Origin of the sequence: Chitinophaga agri (genome assembly GCF_010093065.1) — a bacterium.
In the GTDB taxonomy this organism is placed as follows: domain Bacteria; phylum Bacteroidota; class Bacteroidia; order Chitinophagales; family Chitinophagaceae; genus Chitinophaga; species Chitinophaga agri.
The window spans coordinates 7,604,215-7,619,954 of sequence record NZ_CP048113.1 but is presented as its reverse complement, the minus strand read 5'-3'; the positions used below and the strand labels follow the sequence as shown (position 1 = coordinate 7,619,954).

Genomic DNA, 15,740 nt, shown 5'->3' with positions numbered 1-15,740 from the left:
GACTACAGAACGCCTTCTTTTAAGAATACGGTACTCACATCTGATATATACAACAGGTCCAGGTATAATCCTGTCAGTCGTAACAGTGGCTTCGGCGTATTATCATCCAGGTTCGAGAAGACAGATAACTCAAAATATAATCTTCCGGCCATGGGGTCTGGCTTATGTTCATTGAACCAGGTCTGTATACTACCGGTCCATCCGTCGATCATATCCACCAGTGTCTTATAATCTGTATCCACGCTTTTAGTATCTACATTGAATGTTTGCAACGGCTGCATGACTACCGGCAGTTGCAATTCACCCAGTCCCTGCATGTCAGCGTTCAACTGATAATTATAGGAACAGGTCATCATAAAACTGAGCAGTTCCTGCGAGTTATACCTGAGCAATACATCAAACAACGACTGTAGTTGTGCTTTTAAAGTCGCTTTCTGATCACTACCCGTAGACACTGCCGCTATATCAACCGGTGCTGCATAATTAAGCACCGGATTAAACAGGTCCGGGAAGGCAGTCTCTCCGGTCGTGTATATAAAATCGTCCGCCGTCTGCCGGCCAGGTACCAGATCCACATTCCGCTTCATCTCAACGGAGGTCTGAATATTCTGCCGTGCGAACAGGTTGAGGTCCGGCAGCTGTATCACACGTGGTGCTATCGCCTGTCCCACGGCTGCTGAAAGCGGTATGCCATTCGCAGTAAAATAATAACTGAAGGTATCTGCTGTTGGTGTACCGTAGACCTGCGTATCGTAACCAGGTATCAATACTGTTGGTATACCTATACCCGCCGGCGGTGTTCCCGTCAATGTAACGGTCAATATATTCGTATATACATCTACCGTACCTGTACCCTCTGTCAGTTTGAATACGTAAGGATCAACCGTGGTCACCCATGGAGACGCGTACATATTGAACGCTTTCAGATTATTACCGGCGGCGGCGGTGATGATCCTGCCTATCATCTCATTAAATGAACGTAATGCGGTGGAAGACTGATCAAACACTGACTGGTCTGTTGTCTTTGCATCTATTTTGATCAACGTATCATTGAACACTTTCGCTACATCCGGATAGACTGTCACGAATTCTGCCAGCTCGTTGAATGCATCTTTCAGTCCAAAGAGTTTCGCAGCCGGATCAGGTGTCACGTTGAACAGTACCGTAAAATTCAGCTCATCCTGCGGATAATGGTACGTCTGTGAAACATTGATGTTATAATTCCAGTACAGAATATTGCTCAGTGACTTATCTGCCTTCACCAGGTAGTCCCCTGTCTGTTTATCCATAGAAGGTGGCGTCGGATATGCCCGCAGGATCATAGGCACTTTCACCGGACCAAGATCTGTCTGCAGACTTTCAGGCCGGTCTGCAAAATTCAGCCAGCTGGAAGCCCTGTAATCAGCTATATCCGGTAGATATGCGATCTGATGTTCTATAGCACTCACCTCATAGGAAGTATCCAGGTCTATCCAGGAAAGAACCGCTCCATCGTCATTTCTTACAAGCTGTGGTGCCGATACCAGGAACGGCAGCGGCACATTATCGCTGTTCTTCAGACTGACCCTGGCCGAAGTCAGACTGATCCCTTCTGTCCGGTGGCTGACATCCGCAGTGGCAGTCACAATAAGACCACTCACCGGCCGGAGCATAACACCTGATGCATCATAGTAAGGCGGGGTCACGCCGACGGTAGTCGTACCTGCCACCGGCTCTCCTGAAACTGTTAGTATAACGATCTGCTGGTTGTCCGGGTCCTGCACGGCTTTGGTCACCGTCAGACCAGACACCTGGTATTTATCTGTGTTGGTAACCACCGTTGCATCCGGCACACCGGAGAAGTACAACAATAACTGCAGGTCTTCCTTCGCCGGCACTGCTGCCAGCAGGCGGAAATTCTGGCTGATGTTACCAAACAGTTCAGGCGTTGCTGCCGCACCATATACAGCGGTCATGGACAATGGCGGCTGTATTGTACTGCCTCCGGCGCTGGAAAAAGTGCTTTTTATTGTCACCACCGTCACATCTGGTACAACATTTCCGCTCAGCTGTAAGGTCACGATCTGCGGATTGTTAACATCTGCGATCACTGCCGTTACATTCAGTCCGCCCGAGATACTGTAATTAGCCGCATTTGAAGCAGTTTCCGGGCTGATATCCGACGTAAATACCAGGTTGACGAGGTTGGGTTTGGTTTTATCTACACCCGCGAAAAACAGCCTGAAATCACCTGCATTCACCACCGCTGTATATTGCACCCCCGCCTTCACCGTATACGCATTTGTCAGCCGTACGAGTAATTGCTGCTTAAATGCTTCCTGTATGTCGGCCAACTGCCCCGATTCATCTGCAAAAACGAAGGTCATCCATTCACGGATTATATCTGCCAGTGCCCGTTTGTTGTCCAGCATTGTCTGGAAATAAGCGGTACCCATATGCTGATCCACCAGCTGCACCGGTGCGACAAACGAGGATGTCAGTACATTATCCAGTACACCAAACAGGTACTGTGCCCACTGGTCCATATCGATGCCGGAGAAGTCGAGCGTTCTGTCAGGCTGGCCATCAAAAGAAATACCCTTCACCGGATCAAAATTCCAGATCGGCACTCCTGTCCTGCTCTGTAGTTGTGTGGACACCGGCCGCGGTGCAAAAATTGATACAGGCTGCTGATCATTGATATAATAGTTGATCGCCGTTTCTTTCTTCAGTCCTGTACGTACTACCCATAGCTGATTACCGGGGGCACCTGACAGCGCGGCCTCCCTGTCTACACCTGTAGCTACCTCCAGCCGGTAATTACCCGGTTGCTCCAATGCTGCCTCAAAGTTGTCAACAAATGAATTGAGCGCAGATGCAGTATCTCCCGCGGCGCCTGCAAAAGGTGTCAGTACAGTGGTTACTGAACGGATATTACCCGCTGTTTCCAGATCTCCCATCACAACACCTCTGCTCCTTTCAATGGTAAAGCCCGTATCCAGCCGCCACATCTCCTCCTGGTTGAGTTTCGTGATATCGATATCAAAGGTGATGTCATGCTGTCCTATCGGCGTAGTAACTGTCGTCAGTCCCTGTGCACGGCTATTGACGAACTGCCAGACCGACGCGATCCATTCCTGCACCAGGCTATTTACCTGCGCCTGACTCAGCTGATAGCTTTCGGTTACCAGGGTTGTAGCTACTTTGAAGTCGACACCATAACTATCCGTCAGCTGATACCATACCTGGGTATATGTTATCAGATCACCTGCTGCCTTATCAATGACAGAAGATGAAGGCTTGTTCAGGCCCTCCGTCTGGTTAAAGGCGGCGTATCCCTGGAAAGTCAGTGATTTATCAGTATTATAGATATTGCTGATATTCACCGTCACTTCACCATTGTCCGGCAGTTGGCTGACTGTCAGTTTCACGGTCCTGTTGTCCGGCTGTAACACCGCTGCGGAAACAGTAACGCCCTGGTCTATCGTGTAGTTAGCGGCTGTATTCGCACTGTCTTTGTCCAATGTCACGGTAAACAAGGCGTTGATCGTAATACTATCAATTGCTGTCACGGCGATCAGTCCATCATACACAGTGGGATCAAATCTGAATGATACATTCAGCTGCGGCGTGGTATACTTGTCTACACTATAAACAGCGGCTATTGACGGCCATTGATTCAGCGGGATGAGCGCATCACTGTAACCAGTGATCACTGGCGGCATATTGAGCGGTGTAATGTCTCCTGCCTGCGGATCAGACAGGTCTGTGATCAGGCGGTTACCGTAGAGGTCCTGCCATGCGAACTGCACCTGTAGCAGATTGCCTAACCCGCTATAAGGACTCTGCGCCGGATCAGGTAATAACCCGGTGGCGACACCCGGACTGGCGGTTACAAAGCGGGTATAAGGCACCGCTACGCGGAATATCCAGTCGTCTCCTGTCTCCAGCGTTCTGGGTACATTCATTTTAGAGAGACTGTTGTTGTCTTCCGGTTCAGTGGTTGGATTAGCTGGTAGCCCCAGTTTACTTTCATTAAAGAATGCATTGCCATAGACCTGGTAAGACAACAGGCTATACATATTCTGCAGGAAGACCTTTCCATAGTCCGCCCCTTCGGGTTTATCCGGGATAGCCGCTGGCTGCTGACGTACTGCTTCCCAGGTGATATTGCCCTGAGGTACGGTAGCCGCTATTTCTACAGGACCACCACTGATCGCGATCTGTTGTCCATCGCTGAAAATACCCTGCAGATCCTTGTTCTGATTAGCCAGCGCCGTGAGCGATAACCCGTATTTTTTCGCAATCGCACCTAAGGTATTGTAGTCATTCGAACTGACTGTCAGCGCTGGCAGATAGATCGATGTGAACTGTTTTACCGGCCAGCTTGTCTGCTGTGGATTACTGCTTTGAATAGCCTGTGCAGTTGTACCAAAATAACTGGCAATAGCATTCAGGTCTCCACCGGGTGCTGCCGGTCCTGCCTCGTAGACACCTTCTGCCACGTTAATGGTCAGTCCCTTCCTCAGTTGCAGTCCTGCATTATCTGCTGCTACTTCCGCCACATTACCATAATATGCATAAGCGAGACTGGAGAGTGTCTGCGTCGCATCTGCCGGAACCGTCAGATTTTCCAGTGGAGTTGCTTCTCCAAACAGTGTTGATTTCTGCGGATCAAATGTCTCCGTAGTGACCAGCGCATTCATATATCCGGTCACCGTATCCTGTAATGCCTGTTCTGCTGGTTTAGCATATAGTACAACCAGGGATACCAGCGCCTCATCTTTGTCATTGAAGATCCTGTCGGGTAACCCACCGTTGTTATCGCTGTTAAAATAATAGAGGAAATAACCTCCCGAGCGGGTGATCGCTGCTTCCCATAACAGTCGTATGAAGGTAGTTTTGTCATTCAGCAACGTCATACCAGTACTTTCATCCAGCTGTAACGCACGACTGCTTACCATTGTCATGTCCGGCCTGGTCTCGGTAGACAGGTTCACCTGTGCCAGTCCCATTGTGAGGGCGGCAGCATTGTCTGTCTGAATACCGCTGGTGGTCGTACTGGTCGCATCTGCCTGGTAAGCCAGGATCAGCGACTGGATCATACTAACATCATTACCCACTTCACTGACTATACGTTCCAGTATATTAGCACTGTTGCCATCGGCTCCCATTACTTCATAGATCGTCAGGGTCGATGGACTGGTGAGCACCACCGGCACCTTTTTAATTGTGAACGCTACCAATGAAGCATACCCGTAATTCTGCAGATCGCGGCTGACCATCCCCCTGACAGCTTCCTGGTAGGTTCCAACTTTCGCGATAATACGCGGATTGACCATACGTGTCCCCGGATCAGGCAACTGTAGCAGGTTGTCTGGTAACATCCATAACTGCATACCTGGCGTACCCGTAGTGGCACCGCTATATGGCATAGCAAAAACAGAAGCAGCGCTCCAGTCCACCTGTGTAGAGAATGAATAAGTAGCCGGTTTGGTGTTGAACATGCCGTTCATACCCAGGAAACTCATACCGGTGTCCAGCCTGTTACTGGTCGCATATGCCTTGACCAGTGTAATCTGGTTGGCACTATCACTGCCTGGTGCAACAGCAATTGTCAGGTTAGCCGGATCGGCGCCGGTGAAGGTGAGCCATCCGAGACCGCCGTTACCTATGGTGACATTAAATGTATCTGTTGTGTTTAACGCCGGTACCGGGAACTGCTGACCAGTAAGCGCATAAAGACCTGCGAATGGCGGCAGTTTATAGTCATTAACTGAGGTACCGGTTACCCACATACCTTTCTGCAACGGAGAGATGCCATCTGTTGGCAAACGCAGCCCTGCCATATAGTAACGGGAGGTCATACCTGACAGGTGTTGCAGTCCCTGTGTAGCCTGCATTTCCTTTATCAGTTCACCAACCTTATATTGGGTCAGGTTAGCGATGTCAAGTGTCTCCCCAGCAAACAGGTTAGTGACTTTACTATTGCTATCAGGCACTGCCAGCAGTTCTTCTGCCAGGTGTAATTTAGCCGCAATGCTTTGTAGTGTATCCCCCTCTATTGTAGTGTACACAAAGTCAGGTAAAGCCAATGTCGCTACCGGGAGCGGCAGATTGGCAAGTGACGCAACACCGCCATTGGCAATCAGATCGCTCGTGCTGACTCCTATCGCTGCTGCCACATCATCCAGCGATTCTCCTGGTTGCGTAGTATAAGCTGTTTTGTCCGGATAATTGATTGTAATACCAGTGTTCAGGGTATGCTGCATCGCGGCATTACGTGCAGCCAGCGCCGCACCATTGAAAGCACCACCAAACAGTGTATTGGCTGCGATACTGTTGAACGTATCATTGGCCTGTACGATCCAGGAAGCGCCCTGCATACTGAGTTTACTACCTGCCGTCAATGCCGCAGCGCTATTGTCCGCAAACAGTTCCGCTACGGAGTAAGCAGCACCACCAGAGAGGTTTGCACCAGCATTAACGGTATTAACGATCTGTGCAGGCGTATCATTTGCCTGAACGAAATACTTGAACTCTTTCAGGGCATCCAGTGCTGTCTGCACCAGTTGTCTCGAGATCATAACAAAGTAATCATTGAAGACAAAGCTGCCGAGCGATTCGCTACTATCATCCTGCAATGAGAATTGCCGACCGTCAGCAGCTGTTTGCTGAGACGCATATACGGCCAGTTGCTCAAAGTATTCACGGAGGAACTTCCTGTAATCTTCCGAGGTATTATTATAGCCTCCCAGTGTGTATGACAGGGCAGGATAACTGCTGCCATATGCAGCCATTGACAGACTGACATCCGGCGCCAGCGGGAAGTAAGCGCCTGTCACCTGCTGGTCTGTATCCGGACCAGCCACCTGCATACTGAACTGATTAGTCATGAAGGCGTTGATCTGGGCGTTGGTAAATATACCTGCCCCTTCCGGATCATTTAACACAGCGAGCAACTGCGTGAGCTGATCTTCCCTGATGATCACCTGGTCTGCCTGACCGGGTGTAACCGGCTGTGATTGCAGAGCGGCTGCCACCCAGCGCAGGATCATTTTCGCAAGTGCTTCAAAAGAAGTATCTGGTGTATCCGTGAATGCCTTCAGGCGTGCACTGGTGCGGTCTTCCTGTGGTCCCTCAACAGAGTCGATAAACATCATGGCCACATAACAGGGCAGCTGTTCTGACAACTGACCTGCATTATCACCTGCCATTGTCAGACCGAGCCCCATATAACCTTTGAGGGGGATAGTGGCCGCCGGTGCTGCCAGGTTATTCCAGTTGACCGTAATAGCTGATGCTTCACGCAGCTGTAATGCCCTGACACGCCCCCTGCGGTATGCCAATACCATCGCATTGCCGGAAGGCACTACATGCCATGGAGAAGTACCACCGATACCCTTGATAGTGACTGTCTGGGAGATCTTCGCGGAGAAGCTGAAACTGATCTTTATCTTAAACAGACCCAGGTTGATCTTTACGGAGAGGGACACACTTACGGATGCGGTCAGGTTCAGTTCTATCGGCTCGTAAGGCGCAAAGGTGAAGGATGCCAGTATACGGATATCGATATTTACATCTGCCTTGATGATAGCAAAATCTACAGTACCAAACAGTTTACCAATGATGCCAGCCGTGCCCTTCAGCCAGAAGTAATAAGATGTTTCCAGCTGGTCGGTTCTGCCACTGCCATCTGTGAGCTGATAAGGATTGAATTTAGCGAGTATCCCTTCCAGGATAGCCACAATGGTGAGGCTGAAGCCTGCCCTCAGAATGCCAATATCAAATGTATAACCCAATCCGAACTGTATACCAAAACCAAATACCAGTACCGGATTAAACGTACCATTATCAATCGCAGGCACCCTGCTGGTCGTCGCGCTGGACAATTTACCGAAATACACGCCTAACGATCCCATGACTGGAATAGGGATACCTACCGGGGTCCATATCAATGTCTGGAAGGTAAATGAACGGGAGAAATCTTCCTTCCAGGGGAAGCCCACATCCACCTGAAAATCGCCGTTGGTATAGTACTCCATACCAAATACCGGCAGGGTGAAATTGACCTGTCCCATTCTGATGAAACGCATCTTGTCGGGCAATGTGATCTCTGCCTTATACAAACCGATGGTATCACTTACCTTTTTATACATGATCTGGAAATCCAGTCCCTTGAACACCTTCGCCGATTCCCCGTCCAGCTTGATCCGCAGCGCATACAGATTCGGATCATTGAAGATGATCTGCATGGTCAGCAGGTAACCAGCTTTTGATGCAGCATCCTCCAGTGACAGCTTCTTATCAGTATCATCTCCACCGAAACGTAATACGCCAAAGTCCATTCCTATCAGCCAGGAGCTGTTCGCATCCAGCGTTACAGGAGGAATGGTGATATTGTTCTTATCTGGTACCGGCAACTGCTTCATACACTCAATCGCTTTCTGAACAGTATCAGCTGTCAAAAAGCAGGGCAGCGTTACATGCTGTCCCAGGGCAAGCAGTCGCAGGTCCAGGTATTTGTTCCCCTGTCCTTCCGGAGCAGGTGTTGTCTCAGGTCTGGCGGCATCCCAGCTGAGTGGCTTACTCTTGTCATCCTGCCAGCGGAAGGACCCTTTCAGTTCAACGATCACACCGTTGTCTTCCGGATCCGGCTGATTGGATTTATAAGTCACTGAGATACCATCAATACGTGCGAAGCCCATTTCTATCGGGCCGATGTTCACGTTAAAGCTGACCTGTTTATCCGTAAAGTTATATTCGAGGGAAAGGTTATTCAGTGAAATAGCATTCAGTATGCTCCATGGAGCTGCCAGACTGTACGAAGAACCCGTGGCCCAGGAGATCATTTTCTCCACCATCGCCCCTAAGGTGATGGATTCCCGGAAACTCAGGGTAGCGATCTGTTTCCCCCCCTGCTCTACGATCTTCCCTTCCAGTACCCACCAGCGGATGCCATAGGCTTTATAGTCAGGTTTGAAATCATAGAAAACAGTCAGTTCGATATTCTCCCATTTGATCGTGGCACTGAGAGCACCATAGTAACCAGCTACCTGTAATACGCCTTCATTATCTACTTCCAGCACAGGTATCACCACATCAGACACGCCCGATGAGAGTAGCAGGGCTGCAGCGTCTACAGCTGTTCCTGCCGCCTTGTAGCCACATAACAGGTTCATGGTGATGTCCAGGTTAATACCTGGTATATGGATCGGCTTCGCTGTTTTACCAGTAAATTCCCACGAGTTGGTCACGGTTTCAATCGTAATGCCTAAACCATTAATGGTAATGTCAAACTGGGAGGGGTCTGGCTTCCAGTCAGCTGGAAGATAAGCGGTAAACAGTCTGATCAGGCTTACCTCACCAGTCGTCTGTTTAGCGGTGAATGTCCAGCCCTTGTCGCTGCCTTTATACGCAGCAGAAGCAACAAGTGTGATCTTATCTGAGTCTGGCAGGATCACAATTGAACCGGAGAAGCTGCCCGTCACACTGGTATCCTTTGCTGTCACGGCATTTCCGGAATTATCTGCCTGTGCGACAATAGCCGATATGTCACATCCCAGTTCCGTGATCGTAAATATGTTGACACCCGCCAATGGGATCTGCCAGTCAGCAGTTACCTTCATCGCGAAGCTGTATACACCGGCAATACTGTTTAATTTAAATGTCAGTAGTGCGATTGCCGTATCCTTGATAGCGGTGGGCAACGCAGCCGCATATTGATCCCCCAGATACGCGGACAGTATGGACTGCACAGAAACAGGCGGACTATCCGGCAACAGGCCGCCATCTATGATGATGTCTGGCATACCTGCATTGATACTCAGCTTGCCATCACCGATACCAAACACACCTCCAATGTTACCAATGGTAACACGGTTGTTCATATCTATGGGACGATCCACAGACATCCCAAAAGATAGCTGGCTGATTTCCACACCAGGCACAAGTTTCCATGAAGTTCCGTCTGATGTCCTGGCCCGGAAAGAAATATAACGGATAGCAGCGGTACTATAATTATAGGCAAACCCCAGGCTGGACACCCTGATATCTGTCACGATGCCCAGCTGTTGCGGCAGGATCTCGCGCAGGTTGATACCACCAACAAACTGAAAGATATCATTGAGATTAGGGAAGTTATCGCCAAACTGCGCCTGTAATGACCAGGTATTGGGATCTGAAGGAATCTTCAGTTGCATTGTGGTGGTCACGCCTGCTGTGACAGTCACAGTGAATGTACCTTTGGCCGGCACTGTCGCTGTCGGATCCAGGTTCATTTCACAGGTAGTGGTACCTGGAAATTGCAACCAGGGAACCTTAGGCAGACTAAAACTGCCTGCATCAAAAGTCATCGTCATAACAGCAAGGAGCTGTTCCTTGCTTTCCGTGAACTTAAACGCAACGCCTAACCCTGGTATCAGGAAAGAAGACGTCTTACCGCTAAGTGTAACCAAAGTATTATCGCCATTAATAGCAGCAACAGCATCGTTCACGGTCAGTGTCCCCTTCAGGGAGACCTTACTAAACCAGTCATAACAGAAACCGCTGCCCAACGCCGCAGTCAGGTCTACTGTAGACTGACCCTCTATTTTCTTATAGAACTCCAGCAGCTTTTCATTGCCTGCGGCTGCCTGCAGCTTCAGGGCCTCGTCAGTAGTGAAAACAAAATCATTCTCTTTCAATGTCAGCAATGCAGACATTCCATATAGGAACTTATCGTTCTCTTCGTCATGAAAATAATCTCCGATCTCATCAAAATATCCATCATCCTCATCATCGAAAGCCTGTCTGTTAATGCTGCTGATACCTGACACAGGAAATATTTCATGCTGTTGCTTCTTTTTAACTTTCCTGCTAATCCAGGTAGCCGGCGATGCGGTGAACAGACCTGATGCTATCCTGCGGCTATTCTGTGCGTCAGCACCCGCTTCCCCATCATTGTCTATATTATCCACGGTGGGATAGTCCGTGGTGACGTCCTCTTGTCCCTTACTGTATTTAAAGAACGGCTTCCCAAAATTGAAAACCGTGGAAGCAGTTGCCTGTCCTTCAAACACCGTAGGATATGTTGACGAGGAATACAGATAGTCATACAGTGTCTGGGGAACATTCCCAAAGTAAATAACCAGCACCTGCCCTGCATGGAGTTGATTCACCGCAGCAGTCACTGTTCCCAGGTCCGGATAATTGTCCGGGCCACCGAGGACACTCACATTAGCTGAGACATTTCTCTTCTTATGCCAACTGAGAAAAGTAGCAGAAGCCCTATCTTCGTCCGCCAGTGCAGGCGAAGATGGATCACTCACCAGTGTTGTAAATATATTCCAGCCAGCTGCCGTTATTTCCTGAAACAGCAGCACCACACATGGTAGTGACTGTTTAGCACCTCCTGCTCCTTCAGACTGTGTCTCAAGAATGCCGGCACTGATATTATATAATGCGACCTCCGGTGCAGTATAGGTTTCTATTCCATATACAGCACACAAATTCAGCTGGGCTGCCTGTGTACGTTGTGTAAGGTAAAGCGCTACCTCCAGTTTAGATGCATATTTCGAATCGGCTATCACCTGTCTGTCGAAATCAGTGAGCACAGCGGATGCCTTATAATACGCTAACCGGTGAAAATTGATCCCCTCGTCTTCGTAATAATCATCCAGACTCACCGTTTTCTCTTTATTGGTGATAAGTCGCATACACTCATCTGCCCCAAGATGCCAGTAATAGGGTTGTAATTTCAGAAAATAATCTACCTGCATCGCCTTGATACCGTCATTAAGATCGGAGCGCTCACCATCATCACAACCACCGGTAAAACCCAGCTCTATAGCAGAAGGAATATCCCTGACAATATCTATCACCCTGACACGGTTCGTGTTCTGCGCTGAAATCACTTTGAACTCAGTATTCAGTTCCTTGAATTGTGGCAATAGCACCTGCAGTGCATCTATCACTATCTTTATTTCGGTTTCCCCCTGCCAGTTGTCTGCATAATATAAACAGATTGAATACAACACATCGTCCGAGAGAGAAGCCATCCTGTTGATAAGACCAACGGTGGCCGCCAGGTGGCCAAAATTCTGGCTACCTACTACCAATGCCCTTATCTCCTGTTGTTTATTCAGATAATTGATCGTATCAGTTTTCTCGGCCTGAAAGCTATCCTCATTTGCACCATCTGACACCATTGAAATCCTATTTAACTGTGCAGCAATATCCATGGGATTACTGCTCGAGAAGTTGTGGCTCATGAACTTTAACTTTAGTGGTGGTTTGTGTATTCAGTTTTACTGCATCCTTTGCATACATAGCATACCAGCCAAGGCCGGAAGTCTTGCCACCTGCACCGGGATTTCCAAAGAGATAGAAGAGTGTATTACCGCCAGATGGTATTTTCAGCAGACCGATGAACTTCAGTGCGATGTCTGTAAATAACAATAGGAAGGATTGCTTGTCTTTGATATATAACAGTCTTATCTGACCAATGGACAGCTTCATTACATTCTGCAGGCTGATGAGCTTTGCGCCGCTCTCCGTGCCTGGCAGCGATATACTGATCCCTGCCTGGTAGCCCGTGTCATCCGTACTATCCGGCGACCAGTACAACAACAGCCAGGCGTTCAGCCCTATCTTACCTGCCAGTTCTCCGGGCGTACCCATATTCAGTTTCATACGCAGTCCCAGCCATTCCTGCCCGCTCACGCCACTCATCCGCAGGTCAGGCAATACATCCAGGTAGCCATTATCTTTAGGCGTGCTGGTAGCAGTACCAGTTTGCAGCGACTCCATATCCAGCAGCATATTGGTATAAAGTGAATTCGTTCTTGGTGTACTATGAGACAGATCAAATGTAATTTCCGCCGTCGAGAAGGTAAGTGTGCTGTCAGCCGGTTCAACAGCCGGGAAGGTCATACTGATACCCATATTAGAGAACGCAAGTCCCTGTCCAGGTATATCCTGTCCATCAGTATTACCAAAAGAGAATACATCAAACACACCGGTTGTATCATCCCGGAGCGCGAAGTAATCTATAAAGCCAGACATGGCAAACCAACATTGCGTCTCTGGTGCGCCTGCGGCTGACCGGGTAGAAAGCATGACATGATTGATCTCTACTCTCCGGATGATATTGCTGTTGAGATAAAAGGCGTCATCCTTCTGGCTGCTCAATGTATATAACGGGTTACCATTATTGATCTGCAAAGTACCTGTCAACAGTATATTGTGATATATACTTTCCGGCGTGAGCATCCGTGTCACCGCCGAACCCAATACCTTGTTCAGGGTTAGCTGTGCATAGCTTTCAAAGCTCCTGACAGCCGTATTCTCAAACAGTACTTTGAGGGAAAGCAGTCTGTAATCATAGTCGCCATTGGTAGCCGGCGCAATGGTCTCAGGATCTTTCTGGTCAGTGAAATCAGGGTCCAGGTAGTATATCAGTCCAAAGATAGCCGCCGGATGATCAGCTATGGGCCCGTTGTCACCTTTCTTCACAGGACTGATCTCTATTCCCAGGTGATGCGCATTAAAAGCATCCGGATCAGTGATGCCAGCCATAATACCTTTGAGGTTCACAGGTACATCTTCGACATTGATGCGCAGGAATAAAATACCCGTCCAGTTTTCATCTGCGGCTATCGCATTGAACTTATCAAAATAAGGATTACCACTTTGCCCGGCCGCTTCAGAGAAGTAATTCTGGATCCACTGTGAAAGAATGACGAGCTGTGTCTCATCATCATTAGGAATAGCAAAATCACGGCGCTGTGTCCAGTTCAGCGGATTCGCCACCAGACTGTTTGCCTCAGCACCCGCATCATACAGTTTGCCCTTCCGTCCTTTGATGATGATTACATTTCTATAGTCATTATAAGCCTGATCGACGCCTGTATCGATCTTCATCAGCCAGCTGCCGATACTCATCTCATTGAGGAAGGTACCCAGGTGCTTATTATTTGCTACCACCAGCATAACATCACTGGACTGCAGTGCATTGACCAGGGGTACAGGCGGGTCCTGGAAAGCCAGTGTATACTTCACGCCGTTATCAATATTCCAGCCCAGCGTGAAATCATTCCACTTAATGATAGCCCCCTGATCGTCCTGTGTGATATCTGAGATAATCCCTGCCGGTGTCGTTTCATTCTTCTGATTACCATTCCCTCCGGTATTGCCGGTGAAGCCGGCAATGATACGCCTGCGTTCAGGGCTGACCACTGTACTCTCCAGATCTGCCACACCTGATGAAGGAATGACACTATAATCTGACTTCATACCCGTATAAGGAAACATCGGAAAGAAACTACTATCCGTTGCGGAGAACTGGAAACCAGGTGTGGTATGTCCCAGCAGATCATTGAACTTAGGTTCTATCAGTTTGTCGGTACCATATAGTGACGCGCCAGCTGGCTGAGATACATAAAACACCGGATTACCGGAGTTATTTACTATTGTAGCCCAGGAAGTACGATATTGCGTATTCAACGGTGACTGGTTCAGGTCAATAGGCACGCCCACGGGTGACGCCACAGGTAAAGGGAATATAGGCACATAGGCGGGTCTGCGCGACAGGAAGCGTAGGATGTCACCTTTAGCGCTGCTGATCTGTGGTGTTACTTTAAAGAACTCAGTACCCGACATGCCACAGAGTAAGTAATAATTATCCTGCCCGGCAGTATCCGGTAACGCTATAATATAGTCTCCTTCCGGCGACAGGTGGAAACCGACAAATGCGGTACCACCCTTATCACTCAGTGAAAATACCAGGCGGGCATTGTAGGTAACGTTACCGGTGGTACCAGGCACCAGGGTCACGTTATAACCAAATACGGTCGTATAGTAGCTAACAAGTCTGACATCATTTTCTTTCAGGTCTTTGCCGGTAAAATCGAAGAAGGTCCTGCGGGACGCATATGCCGCCGGGATCGCACATTCATTACCGTCACAGGGATCAAATACTTCATTAAATACATCCGTAGGATCAATAGAGATATTGAACCCTATGTATTGTGTAGGACCAACGTTAGGATTCACAAAAGGCTGCCAGGAGGATTGTGTGCCGCCATTCCCATCGGGTATGAGCAACTGGAAACCCCATTGCATATTATTCAGCAAAGAAGTGCGTTCAATGAAACCGGGAAATACTATACATCCTTTTGTGCCACCGGTACAGGGAAGTGCCGCCTCAGTTGCCTGAGACATTTTCGGGGCACTGGCGCCGTCGAAACCAATCACGGTGCCAGAGAACAACAGGGCGTTGTCATTGGCATCGGGCGTAATGCTGGCACCGTTCCTGATAAGGAAGTTTAGCGTTGGCGTAAGTACGAAAGTCAGGCCCGTATTCAGCGAAGCGGCATTACCACTGACGCCGAACTGGGCATTGAACATATTACCTGATGTCAGGTTATTGACATCACGTAACCAGATAAATTGCCTGGTAATTCCCACCACATTACTGATAGCATTTACAAAAGCATCCGCCTGCGCTTTATTGGTTATCTGAGGCGTCTTTGCAGATATCGTAAAACTACCGCCCCAGGTATTATTGGTCAGTGCTTCGGTAAGGCTGATCTGTGTTTTATCGGGCGCGTTAACCGGCGTAACCAAAGCCATAAAACCGCTGTCGCCGGAGGTGTTCTGTGCGATATATAGCTTATCTGTAAATGATCTGGTGAAGTACATAGTAAAAAGGGTTATAGTCATGAGCCATAATCGCTTATGGCCCATGACAAGTTCAAAGGAGCAATGGCATTATCTGTTGA

The 15,740-nt window shown here is 48.7% G+C and carries 2 protein-coding genes; both read right to left on the bottom strand.

The window, feature by feature from the left end:
• Positions 1-2: 2 nt before the first annotated feature.
• Positions 3-12,230, bottom strand: coding sequence for a LysM peptidoglycan-binding domain-containing protein (locus GWR21_RS29985; RefSeq protein WP_162335370.1), 12,228 nt, complete (start codon positions 12,228-12,230; stop codon positions 3-5).
• A complete protein-coding gene (locus tag GWR21_RS29980) occupies positions 12,205-15,660 on the bottom strand; it encodes a hypothetical protein (RefSeq protein ID WP_162335369.1) in 3,456 nt (1,151 codons plus the stop codon). The genes GWR21_RS29985 and GWR21_RS29980 overlap by 26 nt, the downstream gene beginning before the upstream one ends.
• Between the last annotated feature and the right edge of the window lie 80 nt (positions 15,661-15,740).

Excerpts from the sequence above, each read along its gene's own strand:
- GWR21_RS29980 (WP_162335369.1), bottom strand. The coding sequence starts at position 15,660 with ATGTACTTCACCAGATCATTTACAGATAAGCTATATATCGCACAGAAC.
- GWR21_RS29985 (WP_162335370.1), bottom strand. The coding sequence starts at position 12,230 with ATGAGCCACAACTTCTCGAGCAGTAATCCCATGGATATTGCTGCACAG.